Below are 19,916 nucleotides of genomic sequence, written 5' to 3'. Positions count from 1 at the left end.
ACGTCGAGAACACGATCGTCCCGCAGCTGCTCAGCGAGATCGACGGTGTCGAGCAGCTCGAGAACGTGATCGTGATCGGCGCGTCCAACCGTGAGGACATGATCGACCCGGCGATCCTGCGCCCGGGCCGACTGGACGTCAAGATCAAGGTGGAGCGTCCGGACGCCGAGGCGGCCAAGGACATCTTCGCCAAGTACGTCACGCCCGACCTGCCGCTGCACGCCGAGGACCTCGCCGAGAACGGCGGCAGCCGGGAGGGGACCTGCCAGGGCATGATCCAGCGGGTCGTCGAGCGGATGTACGCCGAGAGCGAGGAGAACCGTTTCCTCGAGGTCACCTATGCCAACGGTGACAAGGAGGTCCTGTACTTCAAGGACTTCAACTCGGGCGCGATGATCGAGAACATTGTCGCCCGGGCGAAGAAGATGGCGGTCAAGGAACTCATCGAGGGGGGCGTCAAGGGGCTGCGCATGCAGCACCTGCTCAACGCCTGCGTCGACGAGTTCAAGGAGAACGAGGACCTGCCCAACACGACCAACCCGGACGACTGGGCACGGATCTCCGGCAAGAAGGGCGAGCGGATCGTCTACATCCGCACGCTCATCACCGGGACCAAGGGCACCGAGGCCGGCCGGTCCATCGACACGATCGCCAACACGGGCCAGTACCTGTAAGCCGCTCGGCCCAGCCGAGCGGACGAGGAGACCGGAAGGCACCGGACGGAGCGGGGCCCGGCCCCGGGGCGCCCACGCCAGGGCGTCCCAGGGCCGGGCCCCGCTCCGTCTCGTCCCCCCTCGGTGTCCTCCCCTCGGTGTGCGCAGAGCCGCGAGGAGCATCGGGGACGCGGTGAGGAAACGGCGAGGGAACGGCGGAGAAGCACAGCCACGGGTCTCTTCCGGGTACGCAGGACGTTCCGCCGAGGGCGGGAGAGCGGGGATTCCCTGCTCTCCCGCCCTCGGCGTTGACGGGGCGCGGCACGCGCCCGGGCCGGGATTTTCCGGCCATCGACGGGCCGTCGATGGGTGTTTGGTCCGTATTTCTGGAGGTTTGTCGGACGGTCACCGAAGGTCACCCGTCCGGTCCAGGTCTCGGTGTGGGCTCAAAGCACCTACGCTGACAGTGTGAGCGTTCGCCGGATCATGGGAGCCGAGACCGAGTACGGCGTCTCGGTGCCCGGTCAGCCAACCACCAACCAGATGCTGGCCTCGTCGCTGGTGGTCAATTCCTACGCCAGCCGACAGACGACCGGCGGCAGCCGGGCCCGGTGGGACTTCGAGGAGGAGTCACCACTGCGCGACGCGCGGGGCTTCGAGCTGCCCCGCGAGCCAGTGGTCGATCCGTCCGCGCCCGCCAACGAGGACGACCTGGGCCTGGCCAACGTCATCCTCACCAACGGCGCCCGCCTCTACGTCGACCACGCCCACCCGGAGTACTCCACGCCCGAGGTGACCAACCCGCGCGACGTGGTGCTGTGGGACAAGGCCGGCGAGCGGGTGATGGCCGAGGCCGCCCGCCGGGCGCTGTCCGTGCCGAACACCATGCCGGTGCACCTGTACAAGAACAACACGGACAACAAGGGCGTCTCCTACGGCTGCCACGAGAACTATCTGATGGCCCGGTCCACGCCGTTCGGCGACATCGTGCGCCATCTCATCCCGTTCTTCGTCTCCCGGCAGGTCGTCTGCGGCGCCGGCCGGGTCGGCATCGGGGTGGACGGCCGGGAGGCCGGCTTCCAGCTCAGCCAGCGGGCCGACTTCTTCGAGGTCGAGGTCGGCCTGGAGACCACCCTGAAGCGTCCGATCATCAACACCCGGGACGAGCCGCACGCCGACCCGGAGAAGTACCGCCGGCTCCATGTGATCATCGGCGATGCGAACATGAGCGAGATCTCGACCTACCTCAAGGTCGGGACCACCTCGCTCGTGCTCGCGATGATCGAGGACTCCTGGCTCGACGTCGACCTCAGCGTCGACAACCCGGTGAGCAGCCTGCGGGCGGTCTCCCACGACCCGTCCCTGCGCCACCTGCTGACGCTCGGCGACGGCCGGAAGATGACCGCCGTCCAGCTGCAGATGGAGTACCTCGAGCAGGCCCGCAAGTACGTCGAGGACCGCTTCGGTACCGATCCGGACGCGCAGACCGCGGACGTGCTCTCCCGCTGGGAGTCCGTCCTGGTGCGTCTGGAGGACGACCCGATGTCCTGCTCCCGGGAGCTGGACTGGGTCGCCAAGCTCGCCATCCTCGAGGGCTACCGGGCGCGGGACGGGGTGGGCTGGGACGCGCCCCGGCTCCAGCTGGTCGACCTGCAGTACTCCGACGTGCGGCCCGACCGTGGCCTGTACAACCGGCTGGTGGCGCGCGGCCGGGTCGATCTGCTGCTCACCGAGGACGAGATCGTCCGCGCCATGACCGAGCCGCCGCACGACACCCGGGCGTTCTTCCGGGGCCGCTGCCTGGCGCTGTACCCGCAGCAGGTGGCCGCCGCCTCCTGGGACTCGGTCATCTTCGACATCGGCCGTGACTCCCTGCAGCGGGTACCGACCCTGGAGCCGCTGCGCGGCACCAGGGCACACGTCGGCGACCTGCTCGCCCGCTGCCCGACCGCCCAGGATCTCGTGGACGCCCTGACCAACGGCTGACCGTCCGCCACCGCCACCGCCACCGCTGGAGCCCGGCTGCCGGGCGGGGCACGGCCCGGGTACGGGACCCGCTCCGCCCGTACCCGTGGCGGGGGCCAGCGGGCCCGTGGACCGGCCAACACCGCCGTCGACGGGTGTGGTGTGGCCGACGGCCGGGCAGACCCGCGTGTGCCGCGCCACGGGCGGGCGCCGCGACGGATCCGCCACGGCGACGTGGTGAGGTCGGTGGCGGGCGGCGAGGAACGCCTCAGGATGTCCGGACCCGGAGATAGTGTCGCTCCAGACGATCGAAGGAGGGTCTCATGGCCACGAAGGACACCGGCGGCGGTCAGCAGCGCGCGGGCCGACGGACGGACCAGGGTGACGACGTCGAGGTCGAGGAGTCCGGCGCCAGCGACATCAAGGAGAGGCACGAGAAGCTGTCCGAGGACGTCGACTCCCTGCTCGACGAGATCGACGACGTGCTCGAGGAGAACGCGGAGGAGTTCGTCAAGGGCTACGTCCAGAAGGGGGGCGAGTAGGCAGCCCCCCGCCGGCCGGCCACAACGGCCGAGCGGGAACATCAGGACCGGGGCCGGGAGACCGGCCGGGACGTCGGCCACCGGGTGGGGCACGGCACAGCCCGCTGGCAGGCAGCGCGGGACGGGTGCGTGCTCAGACCGGGGTCCGCCGGCTGCCGGGCCGCACACGGCCCACCCCGGTCGCGGCAGGGCGCGGCCCCGGCGACGTCGCCGGTGGACCGCCCCCGGCATCAGCGGCGCGGGATGACAGTGACATCGTGTGCGTCAGCGCACCACGGGTCATCATGCGTGCCAGCGCACCAGGGGCCACAGTGCACATCGGTGCACTATTGGCTACGGTACGTGTCGGCGTGCCATGGGCCTCGGCGTGCGTCAGCGCACTACGGGTCGCTGCGTGCGCCATCCGCACCATGGGTCTCGGCGGCCTCACCGACGACCTGATACCACTTACCCGTTACCCGTTACCCGACTTACCCGTTACCCGACCCATCGACTATCTGAAGGGGGATGCGTGGCTGATCCAGCGGGAGTCGCCGGACGTCTACCGTCTGTGTTCATGACACCGGGAACGTCGTCGTTCACCGAGTTCCTGTCCACCGCCGCGCCCGAGCTGCTGCCAGGCGCGCGCGGCAGTCTGCCGGCCGCCGTCACCGAGGTGGCCCATGGCACGACGATCGTGGCGGTGACGTACCCCGGCGGCGTGATCATGACCGGTGACCGCCGCGCGACCATGGGGAACGTGATCGCGCAGCGGGACGTCGAGAAGGTCTTCCACGCCGACGAGTACTCCTGTGTCGGCTATGCCGGCACGGCCGGGATCGGCGCGGACCTCGTCCGCCTGTTCCAGGTCGAGCTCGAGCACTACGAGAAGATCGAGGGTTCCACCCTCAGCCTGCACGCGAAGGCCAACCGGCTGTCCTTCATGATCAAAAACAATCTCGGCCTGGCGCTCCAGGGGCTCGCGGTCATCCCGCTGTACGCGGGCTACGACCTCGACGCCGGCAGGGGACGGATCTTCTCCTACGACATCACCGGCTCCCGGGCCGAGGAGCACGGCTTCCAGGCCATCGGCTCCGGCTCCGTCTTCGCCCGGGGCGCGTTGAAGAAGAAGGTCCGGGACGACCTCACCCAGGACGAGGCCGTCCGGGTCGGCGTGGAGGCGCTCTACGACGCCGCCGACGACGACTCCGCCACCGGTGGCCCGGACCTGACCCGCCGCATCTACCCGGTGGTCGCCGCGGTGACCGAGGACGGTTTCCGTCGCTTCACCGACGACGAGGTGGGCGCCGTGGTCGAGGCCGTCGTCGCCGGCCGTCTGACGAACCCGGGAGGCTGACATGACCATGCCCTTTGGCTACGCCAGCCCGGAGCAGCAGGTCCGGGACAGGTCCGAATACGCCCGCAAGGGGATCGCGCGCGGCCGCAGCGTGGTCGTGCGCAGCTACGCCGACGGCATCCTGTTCGTCGCGGAGAACCCCTCGTCCACCCTGCACAAGATCAGTGAGATCTACGACCGGGTCGCCTTCGCCGCGGTCGGCAAGTACAACGAGTTCGAGAACCTGCGGACGGCGGGCGTGCGCATGATGGACGTCCGGGGGTACATGTACGACCGCCGGGACGTCACCGGGCGGGCGCTGGCCAACTTCTACGCCCAGACCCTCGGCACGATCTTCACCGACAGCATCAAGCCGTACGAGGTGGAGATCGTCGTCTCGGAGGTCGGCGAGGACGCCGCCTCCGACCAGATCTACCGGCTGACCTACGACGGGTCGATCGCGGACGAGCGCGGGTTCGTGGCCATCGGCGGGCAGTCCGAGCAGGTCAACACGTCCCTGAAGGAGCATCACGCGGACGCGCAGCCGCTGGCCACGGCGCTGCGGGTCGCCGCGAACGCACTGCGGGCCGGCACGCCCCCGGGCGCCAACGGCGACCGCGTCCTGTCCTCGGCCAACCTCGAGGTGGCGATGCTCGACCGTACCCGTAACCGCCGGCTGTTCAAGCGCATCTCCGGCCCGCAGCTGGACGCGCTGCTGGCCGAGACCGCCGACACCCCGGGCTGACCCGGCGGCCGGCCGCTCTCCCGCCGGCGGCCGAGCAGATCAGCACGCCCCGAGGCGGCGCGATGTCTGTCGCGTGCCGCCTCGGGGGCCTGTACCGGCCCCGAGGCGGCACGCGATTCGTCTGATGTCGCCCGCCGTGGGCTCGGGACGGGCTGGTTCAGCCGGCGGCCACGTGGGCGCGCAGCCAGGCCAGCGTCCGGTTCCAGGCGTCCTCGGCCGCCGCCGGCCGGTGGATCTCGGCGCGGTCGCCACTGTGGAAGGCGTGCCCGGCGCCGGGGTAGCTGACCAGTTCGGTGGGCACCGCCGCCGTGCCCGCGGCCGTCCGCAGCGCGTCGATCTCGTCGACGCTGATCAGCACGTCCTCCTCGCCGTACAGGCCGAGCCATGGCGCGCGCAGCGCCGGCGCGAGCTCCACCAGCGGCGGTATGCCGTCCCAGTACGGCGTGCGCACCCCGCCGCCGTAGAACGACACGGCCGCGCCCACGGCATGGCGGGTGGCGGTGAACAGCGCCACGGTCCCGCCCATGCAGAAGCCGATCACCGCGGTCCGCCCGGGGGCGAGACCGGCGTCGGCGAGATGGGCGAGGCCGGCGTCGACGTCCGTGGTGATGCCGGTGGCGGTCAGGGTGGTCATCTGTCGCGGCGCGGACGGCCAGCTGCCGGCCGGGTCGACCTCGGCGATCCCGTCCCGGTGGTAGAGGTGCGGGGCGACCGCGAGCCAGCCGGCGCCGGCCAGCCGCGCGCACACCGACACCAGATACGGCGTGATCCCCCGCGCGTCCTGGACCACGACCACCCCGCCGTGGGTCGGGCCGTCCGGGCGCGGCGCGACCACCGTGGCGGGGGTGGCGGCGCCCACGGTCGTGACGGCCGCGGAGGGTTCGGGTGTCACTGTCATGTTGGTCGTCCTCTCCCGCCTCCGGCGGATCTCCTGTCCTCGAAAGAGCCGGTCCCCGGATCGCCGTCAGATCGTCCCGGGTCGTCCCCGGGTCGCGCCGTCCGTGCCCTCGACGCGGACGTTACCCGACGCGGGCACGCACCCGGCTCGTCTTGATACTCAAGGCGATGATGCCGCTGCCCTCCGTGTCACGGTGGGCCCCGGCGGGGCCGCGGGCGGCCATCGGTGCGCACGGGTGGGAGCGTCCGCTCACACCAGGGTGGGCGGGCGGCATAGGGTCGTCGGTGTGGATCGCCGCATCTTCGGCCTGGAGAACGAGTACGGGGTCACCTGTGTCTTCCGCGGCCAGCGCAGGCTGTCCCCGGACGAGGTGGCCCGTTATCTCTTCCGCCGGGTCGTCTCCTGGGGCCGTAGCAGCAACGTCTTCCTGAAGAACGGTGCCCGGCTCTATCTCGACGTGGGCAGCCATCCGGAGTACGCCACCCCCGAGTGCGACTCCGTGCCCGACCTCGTCACCCACGACAAGGCCGGCGAGCGCATCCTGGAGGGGCTGCTGGTCGAGGCGGAACGGCGGCTGCGCGAGGAGGGTATCGCCGGCGACATCCACCTGTTCAAGAACAACACCGACTCGGCCGGCAACAGCTACGGCTGCCACGAGAACTACCTGGTGGGGCGGCACGGCGAGTTCAGCCGGCTGGCCGACGTCCTGGTGCCGTTCCTGGTCAGCAGGCAGATCCTGTGCGGGGCGGGCAAGGTCCTACAGACCCCGCGGGGGGCGGTGTACTGCATCTCGCAGCGTGCCGAGCACATCTGGGAGTCGGTGTCGTCGGCGACCACCCGGTCCCGTCCGATCATCAACACCCGGGACGAGCCGCACGCCGACGCCGAGCGGTTCCGCCGCCTGCACGTGATCGTCGGCGACTCGAACATGAGTGAGACCACGATGCTGCTCAAGATCGGATCGACCGATCTGGTCCTGCGCATGATCGAGGCCGGAGTGGTGCTGCGGGACATGTCACTGGAGAACCCCATCCGGGCGATCCGCGAGGTCAGCCACGACATGACCTGCCAGCGCCGGATCAAGCTGGCGAACGGGCGGGAGGCGAGCGCGCTGGAGATCCAGCGCGAGTACTTCACCAAGGCGCAGGAGTTCGTCGAGCGCCGCGGCGGGGACGCGGTCGCCAAGCGCGTCCTGGACCTGTGGGGCCGCACCCTGCTCGCGATCGAGACCGACGACCTGGAGCTGGTCGCCCGCGAGATCGACTGGGTGACCAAGTACGTGCTCATCGACCGGTTCCGGCACCGGCACGGCCTGTCGCTGGCCTCACCCCGGGTGGCCGAGATCGACCTGAAGTACCACGACATCCATCGTGACCGGGGCCTGTACTACCGGATGGAACGTGGTGGGCTGGTGGAACGGGTCAGCCGCGACCTCGACATCTTCGAGGCGAAGTCCGTCCCGCCGCAGACCACCCGGGCCCGGCTGCGTGGTGAGTTCATCAAGCGGGCCCAGGAGAAGCGGCGCGACTTCACCGTTGACTGGGTGCACCTGAAACTGAACGATCAGGCACAGCGTACGGTGCTCTGCAAGGATCCGTTCCGGTCCGTCGACGACCGGGTCGACAAACTCATCGCCAGCATGTGAGGACCACCTACCTGTGACCGTTGTCCCCCGCCTTGGCCGCGGCGTCCGTTTTGTCATACTCTGTTCCATTCTTCTCGCCGCGTTACCCGTCACTCTCACCGCCTGCGGCAGCTCCACCGCACCCGACGGGACGGGCGAACCGCAGCTACCGACAGTGACGGGCGCGGGCAGCCTGTCGGCCAAGCCGACGATCGCGGCCGGCGCCGGCACCCCGCCGGCGACGCTGGTGACCCGCGACCTCGTGGTCGGCACCGGCGCGGCGGCGTCACCGACCAGCACCGTGTCGGTGCAGTACGTCGGCACGCTGTGGGCCAACGGCAAGGAGTTCGACGCCAGCTGGGACCGCGGGGAGCCGTCGATCTTCCCGCTGGACAGCGTCATCCCCGGCTTCCAGCAGGGCATCACCGGGATGCGGATCGGCGGCCGGCGCACGCTCGTGATCCCGCCCGAGCTCGGTTACGGCCCGGCGGACCAGGGGCCGATCCCGGGCGGATCCACCCTGGTCTTCGTCGTCGACCTCGTCGGTGTCCAGGCCAGCGACAGCTGACCGGCACCCCGCCCGGCCGGTCCACGCGGACGCGGACGGACCGGCCAGGCGGGGCAGGCCGGGCAGGCCGCAACGGGCCGCCCGGCTCTTCGGCCACTCGAACGACAGCTGCCGGCCCGGACGTTTCGGACGCACGGCCGACGCTTCACCGCACGGGCTGCCGCGTGGGCGGCGCTGAAGATCCAACAGAGGTGTTCTAGCCTCGTATGGTGTCCCGTCGTCGGCTGGAACGGCTGCTGAACCTGACGATGTGCCTGATGGCCACATCGCGGTTCCTCACCGTGGCCGAGATCGGCGAGCTCGTGGAGGGCTACACCCCCGGCGGCACCGATGACGAGCAGGGGGCGTTCCGCCGCATGTTCGAGCGGGACAAGCAGTACCTGCGCGACATCGGCATCCCGCTGGAGACCGGGTCGGACTCGTACTGGAACGACGAGGTCGGCTACCGCATCCGCCGCGGTGACTACGCGCTGCCGGAGATCTCCCTCGACCCGGACGAGGCCGCCGCCCTCGGCCTCGCCGCCCAGCTGTGGTCCAGCACGGCGCTCGCGGACGCGTCCGCCAGCGCGCTGCGCAAGCTCGCGGCCGGCGGTATCCGCACCCTGCCCGGCCCGGACGGCCTCCCGGGCGTCCCGGGCGGGCTGTCGGGCGGCTTGGAGCCCCGGGTCGCCACCACGGAGCCCGCGTTCGCGCCCTGCCTGGCCGCCGTGCAGGCCGGGCAGGCCATCCGCTTCCCCTACCGCAAGGTGGAGGAGACCGAGCCACGCGAACGCCACGTCGAACCGTGGGGGGTGGTCTCCTGGCGGGGACGCTGGTACCTCGTCGGTCACGACCGTGACCGGCAGGCCCCCCGGGTCTTCCGGCTGTCACGGGTGACCGGCCCCGTGCGGGCGCTCGGGCCGGCGGGCGCGGTCCGCGTCCCCGACGGGGTCGACCTGCGGGCGCTGGTGTCCGCGTCGGCGCCGTCGCCCGAGCTCACCCGCACCGCCGTTCTGCGCATCCGCCCGGGGGCCGGTCACGCGCTGCGCCGGTACGCGCGGATGCTCCCCGACAGCCCACCGCATCCCGTGCCGGGGAGCGGCCCCGCGCCGGGGCGCGCCGGGGACGGCTCCGTCGCCGCGCCGGCCGGCATGGACCGGGTAGAGATCGACTACTCCGACACCGAGCAGGTGGCCAGGTGGATCGCCGGCTACGGCGCGGACGTGCTGGTGGAGCGGCCGGCCCAGCTGCGCGCCGAGGTGGTCCGCCGCCTCACCGACGCCGCCCGGGCCCACGACGGCATCGATCGGCCGCGCCCGGCGGCGAAACCGGCGGACCCGGCCGGTTCCCGGGCGTTCTCCTGCTCCGCGGCCCCGGCATCCCCACCGGCCTCCCCAGCGGCCTCCTCGGTGAAAAAGCCGACCGGGGGACGGAAGAGGCAGCCGACGGCCGTGTCCCCGGGGGAGCCAACCGGGGACACGGTGGTCCCGCCGGTGGTCCCGCCGGTGGTCCCGCCGGTGGTCCCGCCGGTGGTCCAGCCGGTCGCTGACACGGTGGCCAGGGATCCGGCGGTTCCGCCGGTGCCCTCGTCGGCCGGGGCGTCCGACGGGGAAGCGGGCAGGGCGTCCAGCGGGGCGGCGACGCTGCCGGAGAACGTGCCGTGAGCTCGCCGGCGTCCTCCTCCGCGGCCACCGACCGGCTCAGCCGGCTGCTGGCCCTGGTGCCGTGGCTGCGCGCCCATCCCGGGGTGTGCCTCGACGACGCCGCCGCCACCTTCGGGATCACCGTCCGCCAGCTGCGGGACGACCTGGACCTGCTGTTCGTCTGCGGCCTGCCCGGCGGCGCCCCCGGCGACCTGATCGACCTGAGCTACTCCGCCGACCAGATCACCGTCCTCGACCCGCAGACCCTCGACCGCCCGCTGCGGCTGTCCGCGGACGAGGCGATGGCGCTGGTCGTCGCGGCCCGCACCCTCGCCGACGTGCCCGGCCTGTCCGCCCGCGACGCGCTCGACCGGGCGCTGGGCAAGCTCGCGGACGCCGTCGGCACCCTGCCCGCCGACCGGGTCCGCGTCGAGCTCGACGCCCAGGACGACGTCCTGCGGGCCGTCCAGGAGGCGGTGGCCCGCCGCCGGCGGCTGCGCCTGCGCTACCTGGTGTGGTCCCGTGACGAGCTGACCGAACGCGACGTCGACCCGATACGGGTGCTCACCCGGGACGGCCACTGGTACCTGGAGGGCTGGTGCCACCGGTCGGCCGAGGTCCGGCTGTTCCGCCTCGACCGGATCGACGGCCCGGACGGCGTCACCGTCCTCGACACGCCCGCCGACCCACCGCCGCGGGCCCGCCCGCGGGACACCGACGGCCTGTTCCAGCCCGGCCCGGCGCAGACGCTGGTCGTCCTCGAGCTGGAACCGGCCGCGCGCTGGGTCGCCGACCACTACCCGGTCGTCTCCCGCCGTGAGCTCGACGGCGGCCGCCTGCTGGTGGAGCTGCGCGTCTGGGAGCCCGGCTGGCTGCACCGCCTGCTCCTCGGCCTCGGTGACCAGGCCAGAGTCCTCGACCCCCCCGACATCGCCACGGGCATCCACGCCGCCGCCACCCAGGCCCTGGCCGCCTACGGCCTTGACACCCACGAATAGGCCCAGCGCTACGGTCTGTGGGGCTCCGTCCCCGTTGCTCCGCTCCGCTCGACGGCCGCGGATAGGCCCAGCGCTACCCGTCGGGCATGCCGCTCGACGAACACGGCTCACGCTCACCGGTGAGGCGTCGCCTGCCTCGCCTGCCGATCGTCACGTGATGATCGACAGGAGGGGCAGGCCGCTGTCGCGGAGATGTAGGCGTCTCCTCGGCCCTGGTGGTGCCGCGATGGCGGGCGACGGGTTACCGTCAGGTCTATGCCGGACTAGAGATCCGTCCCGGAGGGGGTGAGCGCATGTCGGAGCCGGTGATCGACGTGGTGTACGAGACCACGGACGAGGAGGACGAGTACGACCGTCAGTGCCTGGACGCCGCGCTCGCCGAGGGCGGCGACCCGGTGCCCTTCGATGAGGTGCTGGCCGAGCTCGGGTTCACGCGCGAGGACCTGCTGACCTGAGCGGACGTCGGCGACGGCAGGATGGTCCACTATGCCGCCTGTCGCCTACACCCTCACGTTCGAGCGTGCGGCCATGCGTGCGTCGGGCAAGCTGCCCCATGCCGTTCAGGACCGGCTGCTGCGCGCGACCGCGACGCTGGAACACACCCCGGCGGCCGGTGGGCTGCAGGGCGATGGTGGGCCGGCCCGGGCACTGGCGTATCAGGGTCGGCGACTACCGGGTGATCCACATCATCAACGACCGTGCGCTGCACGTCCTGGTCGTCGAGCTCGGACACCGCCGGGACGTCTACCGCTGATTCCCTTACATGACCTACTGCGTGCAGTACCGTAACGCGGGCTTCCCTCGACTGTGCGATAGGTGAACGTTACCGGGCGTCAGGTACCGGGCAGGTCCGGGCCGTGACCGCTCACCCGGCCTTCCGCAACCGCACCGTCCCGTCCCCGGCGCCGGTGCGGACGGCATGACCGGCCGCGCGGGCCAGGTGCATCCCGGCGGCGTCGTGATGAGCCCGGGCGGTGGTGGAGTCCACGCCGACCACCGACAGGTCCACCTCACCCCGCGCCCCGGCCTGGGCGATCAGACCCTGCAACAGGGCGTCGAAGACACCGGCGTCCCGCCACTGCCGGAACCGGTTGGACACGGTCGACCAGGCCCCGAACTCCCTCGGCATCTCCCGCCACTGCCCGCCCGTCCGGAACCGCCAGACCACCCCCTCGAACTGCGCCCGCAGCCGCCGCGGGTACGGGCCGAACCCGCCGATCGGCAGGTAGGGCTCGATGAACGCCCACTCCTCGTCTGTCAGCTGCGCCCGCGTCATGCACGACGGTCTACCCGATCAGACCCGGCCCACGAACGAACCCCACAGATCGATCACAACCCGATACACGCCCCCTTGTGGCGCACTGACACGTTTCTTACCGGCACCCGATTCAGCGGGTCAGGTTCGGCGGGCGACGAGCATCAGCCGGCTCGAGCCGAGCTGGTAGGGCGCGCCGTCCGGGCCTGCGTACCGCTCGATGCCGGTGAACCCGCCGTCTGTGAGCAGCTCACCGAGCTGGCGGCTGGTGTAGACGCGGTGCAGTGCCGTGGCGTCGACGACCTCACTGCCCCGGCTGAACCGGTACCGGCTGATCAGGCAGCTTTCGTCGACGTCGTACTCGGTCGTCGTCTCGACCTTGATGTCCCCGGTCCGCATGGTGCGTGGCTGGCCGCTGTAGCCCGGCAGGACGGTCTCCGCGGCCGCGGAGAAGTCGATGACGAGACCCCCGCCGGGAAGGAGTGCCCCGGCGAGGGCGGCGACGAACTCCCGGGTGCCGGCGGTGTTCAGGTAACCGAAGCTGTTCCCCAGGCACACGGCGGCGTCGAACGACGCCGACCGCGGGATCGAGCGCATGTCCGCCTGGGTGAACCTGACGTCGAGGCCGGCCCGGGCCGCCTCCCGCCTGGCATGGCCGACGGCCTCGGCCGAGATGTCGATCCCGGTCACGTGGTGACCGAGCGCCGCGAGCGCCAGGCTGTGGCGGCCGCTGCCGCACGGGGCGTCGAGAATCCGGCTGCCCGCCGCCAGGCCCAGGTGCCGCTCGACGAAGGCGATGTCGGCGGCGGTCAGCTCCGGCGTCGCCGCGCGCCGCCAGAACTCGTTGGGAAGCTCGGTGAAGAACCGCGTGTACCACTCGGCCGACATCTGGTCCGCGGAGCCCGGCGTGGCCGGGGGAGTGCCGGTCCCGCCGGAAACGAACGGGGAAGAGGACGTGGAAGACATGGAAGACGTGAGAGACGTGGAACGGGGATGACGAGACAACGCCAGAAGCTCCTCATGGTGAACATCGACATGACGACTGATGTCACCGGGCACACCGAGACCGCCACCGCGGGGCGGCGCGGCCTCGACTACCGCTGGCACTACCGGCCGGCGGCTCGGGTGGCCCGGGACAGGACCCGGGCAGCCATGGCTTCCTCCATACACATGCCGGCGAGCTGTCGCTGGCGGATGGGACACGACGGTACCAGCCTCTCCCGAACCGTCAACGCGATTCAGGTTCCCGTCCTCGCGGCAGGCCACCGCGATCGCCCATGGGATTGTCCCGCCCGGCGTCTTCGGCGGACGAGGCGACGGCGGGCGCCCGCTGGTGAAGCTACGTATCTGGGAGCCCGGCTGGCCGCGCACCGCCTGGCCCTCGGCCTTGGCGACCAGGCCGGAGCCCTCGGCCCCTCCGACTTCGTCGCGAGCATCCACACCGCCGCCACCCAGGCCCTGGCCGCCTACGGCCGCGACGGGTACGCCGCCACGGGCGGGCCTGCGGGCCGGTAGGTTGATCTCATGCGCTGGCTGCTCATCGATCTCGGTCTCGTCCTGTTGACGTTCGTCCTGCTCGTCGCGCTGGCGTTGCGGGTATGGGGGCAGGTGCGACAGGTCAACCATGAGGCCGCCGAGCTGCGCGGCCGGCTGTCCACGCTCACCGAGGAAACCGCGGCGCTCGCCGCCCGGCTGGACGCCGCCGAGGTGACCGCGCGGCTGAACGAACGAATCCCGGCCTGACACGCCCACGCGGGGCCGCGCGGGCCCCGGCGTGTTCCCGAGGGTGGGCCCGGTGGGTTCGGAAGGCGGATTCCCCGGGCCGCGCGGGTCCCGGCGTGTTCCCGAGGCCCGCGCGGCCCCGCGGGCCTTCCGGACCGGTTTCCGGGCCTTCCCGGGGAACCACAGGTGCGCAAAGAACATGATCACGCCACTTTTTGGCCCCCGGCGACCCGCGGGAATCAGCGTTTCGGGCTCTCCCTTCCCGGCCCGAGCTACGCGTCCGGCGGGCGCGGCCCGCCCCTTGGAGATCTTGTTCTGATGGCACAAAGTAGTCGACGGTTTCTTCCGCAAGTACATTGACCGCGTTGCGGATCTTCTTCTATTGTTGCTCACGTGAAGCGGGGCGAGATTCTCATAGCCTGCCTGCATGTCGACTATGGGCGGAAGGCGAGCGCGCTGTGTTCGCTCGTCCTCTCCTGATGGTCGAAGCCGCGCCCGCTGTCGCGCGCTGATTTTTCGGCGGTCTATCCGCTCCGCCGGATGCCCCCGGTGTTCCCACCACACCGGTATGTCGTCATCCGGATTTTTTCTTCGCCCGTAACCGTGCGATGCCGCCTGTCCGGCGTCTTTCCGCGCGGTCCGGAATACTCGCATGCCCGGTCGAGCACGCGCATCTGACCGGACGGCGCAACAGGCTCATCGGCCATGTCGGGACCGCGCTTGCGCGCGACTGCCCCATGGCGGATTCCTCGACCGCACGGGCGAGGAACAACCGACAGCCGAAGGTGGCGCGAGCGTGCATGCACAGCCGCGCCGCCAACGGCCCAGAAAACAAAGGAGAGCACTGGAGTGAGCAAGGAAAACCAGGAGGACGAGGAACAGGGACAGGCCAGTCGCCGCGGTTTTCTCGCGGGCTCGTTGGCAGCCGCCACGGCGGCCGCGACGACCGGCCTGTCGACACTGCCGGGCCTTGTCCAGCCCGCGTCCGCGGCCACCCGGCCGAACATCCTGGTCATCGTCACCGACGACCAGCCCAAGCAGACCAACTGGGCAACCCAGAAGATCCGTAACTGGCTGGTGACCCAGGGCGTGGAGTTCACCAACGGCCATGTCACCACGCCGTTGTGCGCCCCCTCGCGGTCGTCGATCTTCTCAGGCCGCTACGCGCACAACCATGGCGTGCGGGACAACGGGCACCCCTACAACCTCAACCAGAACACCACCGTCCAGCGCTATCTCAAGCAGGCGGGCTACCGCACCGGCTTCTTCGGCAAGTACCTCAACGCCTGGAACGTCGCTGACGCCCCGCCGCACTTCGAGGACTTCGCCCTGTTGGACCCGGTCGTCTACAACGACGGCCAGTACAACGTCAACGGCACGATCAAGACGATCCCGGGCTACAGCACCCACGTCATCAGGGATTTCGCCAAGGGATTCATCCAGAATGGCACGACCGACACCCGGCCGTGGTTCCTCTACATCGCTCCCAAGGCCCCGCACGGCCCCAACACCCCGGAGCCGCAGTACGCCAACACGGTCGTACCGACCTGGGACGGCCGTCCGTCGGTCTTCGAGACCGACAAGAGCGACAAACCGGACTACATCCAGAGTGCGAACGCGACGCTGGCCGACGGCCGGGCGATACGGGAGGCGCAGTTCCGCACCCTGCTGTCGGTGGACGACGCGGTGCAGGCGATCCGCGACAAGCTGGCGGCCACCGGACAGCTCGACAACACGCTTGTCATCTACATCGGCGACAACGGATTCTCCTGGGCCGACCACGGCTGGACCAAGAAGTCGGTGCCTTACCTGCCGTCCATCGAGGTGCCGTTCTACCTGTCCTGGCCCGCGGGCGGACTGGGCGCCGGAACGACCGACAACCGTATCGTCGCCAACATCGACATCGCCCCGACCATTCTCAACGCCGCCGGAATCACCCCGACAACGCCGCAGAACGGCAGCTCGTTGTTGTCCACCTACAGCCGTGACCATCTGCTGGTCGAATGGTGGGAACAGGGCGCCCACACCGCGGGAAGCCCGCACACCTGGTCGTCCTATGTCAGCACAACCAAGCAGTACACCGAGTACTATCACCTCCACACCGATTCCAACGGTCAGCCGGTCGGCACCGGAACGGTGGCATTCCGGGAGTACTACGACCTGGCCAACGACCCGTACCAGCTGGTGAACAAGCTCTACAACGCCACCCCGGCACAGGAGCAGGCACTGGGTATCCCGGCCCTGGCCGCCCAGCTCGCCGCCGACCGCGCGAGCTGACCCCGGACGGCCGGCCGCGGTGGCCCGCCTGCCCGGGCGGGGCGGGCCACCCGTCGCTCACCGTCCCGGGCGAACCCGGGACGAACAAAAGACGAACGACGAACAAAAGACGAACAAAGAGAGACGCCGTGTCTGCTTCCTGCTGCACCCCCGGCCGTGAGCCCGTCGGCATCGCGACCGTCACGCCCGTACGCCTGTCCGCACCCCGGACCAGGCGTATGGCCCAGCTGCCCGGCGGACGCTTCCTGATGGGCACCGAGGACAACGAGGGCTACCGCGCCGACGGCGAGGGCCCGGTCCGGGAAATCGAGCTGAAGCCGTTCTCGATCGAGCCCACCACGGTGACCAACGCCCAGTTCGCCACGTTCATCAACGCGACCGGGTACGTCACCGACGCCGAGCGGTACGGTTTCTCCTTCGTCTTCGAGGGCTTCCTGTCCGAGGAGCTCAGCCGGGTCTCGCCGGCCGTGCACGCCACTCCCTGGTGGCGTGCCGTCTCCGGAGCGGGATGGAAGCATCCCGAGGGGCCGGGCTCGTCGGCCGCCTCCCGGCAGAACCACCCGGTCGTGCACGTCTCGTGGAACGACGCGCAGTCGTACTGCGCCTGGGCCGGCGTCCGGCTGCCCACCGAAGCCGAGTGGGAGTACGCGGCGCGAGGCGGGCTGGAACAGCGCCGTTACCCATGGGGGGACGAGCTGACGCCCGGTGGGCGGCAGCGGTGCAACATCTGGCAGGGCGACTTCCCGAACCTCGGCACCGGCGAGGACGGGTACCTCGGCACCGCTCCGGTGAAGTCCTACCGGCCCAACGGCTACGGCATCTACAATGCCGTCGGCAACGTCTGGGAATGGTGCGCCGACTGGTTCAGCGCCACGTTCCACCTGGCCGGGCCGCGCACGAACCCGACCGGGCCGCCCGACGGTCACGCCAAGGTGATGCGCGGCGGATCACACATGTGCCACGCGTCGTACTGCAACCGGTACCGTGTCGCCGCACGCAGCTCGAACACCCCGGACAGCTCCGCTGGCAACATCGGCTTCCGCACGGCGGCCTGAGGGTGCCCTGAGGCGTCGTATGGCCGTCACGCGCGGGACATCGGACCGTCGTCTGACGGGGCAAGGCTGGCCGACGTAGCATCAAACACGCACCGGCTGACGGGCCGGGCACCGGAGCAAAGGACGCATGCCATGACCAACCTCGGTACCCCCGAGCTTCTGATTATTGCGTTCGTCGTCATCCTGCTGTTCGGTTCCAAGAAGCTGCCCGATGCCGCGCGTTCGCTCGGGCGCTCACTGCGGATCTTCAAGGCGGAGACCAAGGGGCTCAGCCAGGACGAGCCGGCCCAGGCCGCCGCACCCTCGGCCACTGTGCCACAGCCACAGCCACAGCCACAGCCCCAGGCGCAGCCGGCACCGCGGCCCATCGAGGCCGGCCAGCCGGTCGTCAGCCCGCAGCCGGCGTCGACCGGGGTCAACGGCACCTCCGCCGCCACGGGCGACTCCACCCGGGGCTGACCGGGCCGAAGACCACCGACCGCCTTTCCCACGAGCAGGAGTAGCCGGCACGTGCCCGCGTTTCCCACGCCGCGGCGGATAGCGCAGGCGGTGCAGTTCCGCCGGACCAGAACGGTCGAGGACAGCCGGATGTCGCTCACCGAGCACCTGCGGGAGCTGCGCAACCGGCTGGCGAAAGCACTCATCGTGCTCGTCGTCGCCGCGGCGGTCTGTTTCTACTTCGAGCCGCACATCTTCAACTTCCTCAAGGAGCCCTACTGCTCCCTGCCCGCGGACGTCCGCTCCGGTGTCGACGGGCAGTGCCAGCTGGCGTTCTTCGGCATCCTCGACGCCTTCATGATCAGACTGAAGATCGCGATGGTTGCCGGGGCCGTCTTCTCCTCACCCGTCTGGCTCTACCAGATCTGGTCGTTCATCACCCCGGGCCTGCACCGGCACGAACGCCGATGGTCACTGGCGTTCGTCGGCTGTTCGCTGGTCCTGTTCGTCCTCGGCGCCTTCTTCGCCTACCTGACCCTGAGTAAGGGGCTGGAGCTCCTGCTCGGATTCAGCGGGGACGGGCTTGTCAGCGTCCTCGACGTCAACAAGTACCTCAGCTACGTCATCGCCATGCTGCTCGTGTTCGGGCTGTCCTTCGAGATCCCGCTGCTGGTGGCGATGCTCAACCTGGCGGGCGTGGTCAGCACGGCCCGGCTGCGCTCGTGGCGGCGCCCCGAGATCTTCCTGGTCTTCGTCTTCGCCGCGATCGTGACACCGAGCCAGGACCCGTTCACAATGATCGCTCTCGGCCTGCCGATGATCGTGCTGTACGAGGTCGCCCTCGTGATCGGATGGGCCAACGACAAGCGCAGGGCCCGCCGCGGCGACACCTCGCCCTACGCCGGTCTCGACGACGACGAGGCGTCACCGCTGGACCTCGACCTGCCGCATCCGATGGCGGGGGAGCCGGCAAGGCCCACGGCGTCCGCCGACCCGGTGGGCAGCGCCGTCGGCGCGGCCGGCGCCCCGGGCTCCGCAGCGGACGCCGCCCACATCGACATCACCTGACAACGCCCGGCGCCGGTCTGGCACCGTCCGGCTCCGATGGATCCCCCAGCCCCACTGGACGATCATCAGGCCTGGTCCGCCGGTCCTGTCGGAGGGCCGGCCAGGCCCGGTGAACATCCGCCCGGCAACGGCCCGGCGGCGCGGGCGTAGGCTGACGACGTGTCCACCGCGCCGGCGGGCCCGCCGTCCGGGCCCGGGGCTTTCCCCCCGGCCATACCCACGGCCATACCCACGGCTCTGACCGGCTTCGTCAGCGGTTATCCCTTCGGTCTCGACCCCTTCCAGATCGAGGCGTGCACCGCGCTCGACGCCGGTGAGGGCGTGCTGGTCGCGGCGCCCACCGGAGCCGGTAAGACGGTCGTCGGCGAGTTCGCCGCCCACCTCGCGCTCGCCCGCGGGCAGCGCTGCTTCTACACGACCCCGATCAAGGCGCTGTCGAACCAGAAGTACACCGACCTTGTCGCCCGCCACGGCGCGGGCGCGGTCGGCCTGCTCACCGGCGACACCACCCGCAACCCGGACGCGCCGGTGATCGTCATGACCACCGAGGTCCTGCGCAACATGCTCTACGCGCAGCCCGCCGGGCGGGAACGGCTCGACCGGCTCGCCTTCGTCGTCATGGACGAGGTGCACTACCTCGCCGACCGGCAGCGCGGAGCCGTGTGGGAAGAGGTGATCATTCACCTGCCGGCGCACGTCCAGCTGGTGTCGCTGTCGGCGACGGTGAGCAACGCGGAGGAGTTCGCGGACTGGCTGGTCACCGTCCGTGGCCACACCCGGGTCGTCGTCTCCGAGCACCGCCCGGTTCCACTGTGGCAGCACGTGCTGGCCGACCGGCAGCTGCACGACCTGTTCGTCGCCGGCCCGCTCGCCGCGGGCACCCTCCCGGGCCCGCGCGGGGAGGCGGCGGACGTCTTCCCCCGCACCCGCGGGGACGCGGCGGGCGGCCTCGGGCGCGCGCGGCGCGGGGACGCGACAGCCCCTGGCACGGTGGCTCCTGGCACGACAGCCGCCCCGGTCACCGGCCCGGACGCGGCCGGGGACACAGGCCCGGCACGTCCCCGGATCAACCCGGACCTGATCCGCCTGTCCCGGCAGGACAGCCGCCGCCCGCCACGGCCGCGGGGCCGCGGCGGCGGGGCGGTGGCCCCGCCGCGCGAGCGGCCCTGGG

The 19,916-nt window shown here is 70.9% G+C and carries 20 protein-coding genes and 1 pseudogene; 18 read left to right on the top strand and 3 right to left on the bottom strand.

Annotated features, from left to right (window positions below):
* The 5 genes from NBX02_RS10970 to prcA form a co-directional block, all read left to right on the top strand.
* A partial coding sequence (locus tag NBX02_RS10970) for an AAA family ATPase (protein ID WP_250291204.1) occupies positions 1–674 on the top strand: 674 nt, incomplete at its 5' end.
* Between the two features lie 447 nt (positions 675–1,121).
* A complete protein-coding gene (gene dop, locus NBX02_RS10965; protein ID WP_445548369.1) occupies positions 1,122–2,639 on the top strand; it encodes a depupylase/deamidase Dop in 1,518 nt (505 codons plus the stop codon).
* A 302-nt stretch (positions 2,640–2,941) separates the two neighbouring features.
* Positions 2,942–3,160, top strand: a complete 219-nt coding sequence (locus NBX02_RS10960) for a ubiquitin-like protein Pup (RefSeq protein ID WP_250281420.1) — start codon at positions 2,942–2,944, stop codon at positions 3,158–3,160.
* Between the two features lie 556 nt (positions 3,161–3,716).
* Positions 3,717–4,496, top strand: coding sequence for a proteasome subunit beta (prcB, locus tag NBX02_RS10955; RefSeq protein WP_445548368.1), 780 nt, complete (start codon positions 3,717–3,719; stop codon positions 4,494–4,496).
* 1 nt (position 4,497) lies between these two features.
* On the top strand, positions 4,498–5,220 hold the full coding sequence (prcA, locus tag NBX02_RS10950) for a proteasome subunit alpha (protein WP_250291201.1): 723 nt from the start codon (positions 4,498–4,500) through the stop codon (positions 5,218–5,220).
* A gap of 157 nt (positions 5,221–5,377) precedes the next feature.
* On the opposite strand, the gene NBX02_RS10945 is transcribed toward prcA, so the two are convergent.
* Positions 5,378–6,118 (bottom strand): dienelactone hydrolase family protein, encoded by a 741-nt coding sequence (locus tag NBX02_RS10945; protein ID WP_250281414.1) that lies wholly within the window; start codon positions 6,116–6,118, stop codon positions 5,378–5,380.
* 286 nt (positions 6,119–6,404) lie between these two features.
* Here NBX02_RS10945 and pafA point away from each other — a divergent pair, with 286 nt between their 5' ends.
* The 6 genes from pafA (at position 6,405) to NBX02_RS10915 (ending at position 11,684) form a co-directional block, all read left to right on the top strand.
* Positions 6,405–7,763, top strand: coding sequence for a Pup--protein ligase (gene pafA, locus NBX02_RS10940; RefSeq protein ID WP_047223534.1), 1,359 nt, complete (start codon positions 6,405–6,407; stop codon positions 7,761–7,763).
* A gap of 13 nt (positions 7,764–7,776) precedes the next feature.
* Positions 7,777–8,310, top strand: coding sequence for an FKBP-type peptidyl-prolyl cis-trans isomerase (locus tag NBX02_RS10935; RefSeq protein ID WP_250281412.1), 534 nt, complete (start codon positions 7,777–7,779; stop codon positions 8,308–8,310).
* 206 nt (positions 8,311–8,516) lie between these two features.
* Positions 8,517–9,953, top strand: coding sequence for a WYL domain-containing protein (locus NBX02_RS10930; protein WP_250291200.1), 1,437 nt, complete (start codon positions 8,517–8,519; stop codon positions 9,951–9,953).
* On the top strand, positions 9,950–10,930 hold the full coding sequence (locus NBX02_RS10925; RefSeq protein ID WP_250281408.1) for a WYL domain-containing protein: 981 nt from the start codon (positions 9,950–9,952) through the stop codon (positions 10,928–10,930). Before NBX02_RS10930 ends, NBX02_RS10925 begins: the two co-directional genes overlap by 4 nt.
* A 293-nt stretch (positions 10,931–11,223) precedes the next feature.
* Positions 11,224–11,385, top strand: a complete 162-nt coding sequence (locus tag NBX02_RS10920) for a hypothetical protein (protein ID WP_250281406.1) — start codon at positions 11,224–11,226, stop codon at positions 11,383–11,385.
* A 173-nt stretch (positions 11,386–11,558) separates the two neighbouring features.
* The gene (locus tag NBX02_RS10915; RefSeq protein ID WP_250281404.1) at positions 11,559–11,684 is read left to right on the top strand and encodes a type II toxin-antitoxin system RelE family toxin; all 126 of its coding nucleotides are present in this window, start codon (positions 11,559–11,561) and stop codon (positions 11,682–11,684) included.
* 182 nt (positions 11,685–11,866) lie between these two features.
* Here NBX02_RS10915 and NBX02_RS10910 read toward each other — a convergent pair.
* Both NBX02_RS10910 and NBX02_RS10905 read right to left on the bottom strand, forming a co-directional pair.
* Positions 11,867–12,206: pseudogene (locus tag NBX02_RS10910) on the bottom strand (transposase); the annotation flags it as partial.
* A gap of 120 nt (positions 12,207–12,326) precedes the next feature.
* Positions 12,327–13,073 (bottom strand): SAM-dependent methyltransferase, encoded by a 747-nt coding sequence (locus NBX02_RS10905; protein ID WP_250281402.1) that lies wholly within the window; start codon positions 13,071–13,073, stop codon positions 12,327–12,329.
* A gap of 105 nt (positions 13,074–13,178) precedes the next feature.
* Between NBX02_RS10905 and NBX02_RS10900 the strand changes: the two genes are divergently transcribed.
* From NBX02_RS10900 to NBX02_RS10870, 7 genes are all read left to right on the top strand, one after another.
* Positions 13,179–13,700, top strand: coding sequence for a hypothetical protein (locus NBX02_RS10900; RefSeq protein WP_250281401.1), 522 nt, complete (start codon positions 13,179–13,181; stop codon positions 13,698–13,700).
* A 9-nt stretch (positions 13,701–13,709) separates the two neighbouring features.
* Positions 13,710–13,928, top strand: a complete 219-nt coding sequence (locus tag NBX02_RS10895) for a hypothetical protein (protein WP_250281400.1) — start codon at positions 13,710–13,712, stop codon at positions 13,926–13,928.
* An 828-nt stretch (positions 13,929–14,756) separates the two neighbouring features.
* Complete coding sequence (locus tag NBX02_RS10890; RefSeq protein WP_250281399.1) at positions 14,757–16,184, top strand: sulfatase family protein; 1,428 nt, start codon at positions 14,757–14,759, stop codon at positions 16,182–16,184.
* Between the two features lie 128 nt (positions 16,185–16,312).
* Positions 16,313–17,239, top strand: coding sequence for a formylglycine-generating enzyme family protein (locus tag NBX02_RS10885; protein WP_250281398.1), 927 nt, complete (start codon positions 16,313–16,315; stop codon positions 17,237–17,239).
* 132 nt (positions 17,240–17,371) lie between these two features.
* Entirely contained in the window at positions 17,372–17,698 is a 327-nt protein-coding gene (gene tatA / locus NBX02_RS10880; RefSeq protein ID WP_250281396.1) for a Sec-independent protein translocase subunit TatA, read from the top strand.
* A gap of 51 nt (positions 17,699–17,749) precedes the next feature.
* On the top strand, positions 17,750–18,745 hold the full coding sequence (tatC, locus tag NBX02_RS10875) for a twin-arginine translocase subunit TatC (protein WP_250281394.1): 996 nt from the start codon (positions 17,750–17,752) through the stop codon (positions 18,743–18,745).
* Positions 18,746–18,904: 159 nt separating this feature from the next.
* A partial coding sequence (locus NBX02_RS10870) for a DEAD/DEAH box helicase (protein ID WP_250291198.1) occupies positions 18,905–19,916 on the top strand: 1,012 nt, incomplete at its 3' end.

Origin of the sequence: Protofrankia sp. CiP1_Cm_nod1, from assembly GCF_920888515.1 — a bacterium.
Taxonomy (GTDB): Bacteria; Actinomycetota; Actinomycetes; order Frankiales; family Frankiaceae; genus Protofrankia.
Note: the sequence above shows the minus strand (reverse complement) of the source record. Positions and strands in the feature narration are given on the sequence as shown.

What these genes read in the sequence shown, in the direction of transcription:
- NBX02_RS10900 (WP_250281401.1), top strand. Translation starts at nt 13,179, where the DNA reads ATGACGAGACAACGCCAGAAGCTCCTCATGGTGAACATCGACATGACG.
- NBX02_RS10915 (WP_250281404.1), top strand. Translation starts at nt 11,559, where the DNA reads ATGGTGGGCCGGCCCGGGCACTGGCGTATCAGGGTCGGCGACTACCGG.
- prcB (WP_445548368.1), top strand. Translation starts at nt 3,717, where the DNA reads ATGACACCGGGAACGTCGTCGTTCACCGAGTTCCTGTCCACCGCCGCG.
- NBX02_RS10930 (WP_250291200.1), top strand. Translation starts at nt 8,517, where the DNA reads ATGGTGTCCCGTCGTCGGCTGGAACGGCTGCTGAACCTGACGATGTGC.
- tatA (WP_250281396.1), top strand. Translation starts at nt 17,372, where the DNA reads ATGACCAACCTCGGTACCCCCGAGCTTCTGATTATTGCGTTCGTCGTC.
- NBX02_RS10905 (WP_250281402.1), bottom strand. Translation starts at nt 13,073, where the DNA reads ATGTCGGCCGAGTGGTACACGCGGTTCTTCACCGAGCTTCCCAACGAG.
- NBX02_RS10945 (WP_250281414.1), bottom strand. Translation starts at nt 6,118, where the DNA reads ATGACAGTGACACCCGAACCCTCCGCGGCCGTCACGACCGTGGGCGCC.
- NBX02_RS10920 (WP_250281406.1), top strand. Translation starts at nt 11,224, where the DNA reads ATGTCGGAGCCGGTGATCGACGTGGTGTACGAGACCACGGACGAGGAG.
- NBX02_RS10960 (WP_250281420.1), top strand. Translation starts at nt 2,942, where the DNA reads ATGGCCACGAAGGACACCGGCGGCGGTCAGCAGCGCGCGGGCCGACGG.
- prcA (WP_250291201.1), top strand. Translation starts at nt 4,498, where the DNA reads ATGACCATGCCCTTTGGCTACGCCAGCCCGGAGCAGCAGGTCCGGGAC.
- NBX02_RS10895 (WP_250281400.1), top strand. Translation starts at nt 13,710, where the DNA reads ATGCGCTGGCTGCTCATCGATCTCGGTCTCGTCCTGTTGACGTTCGTC.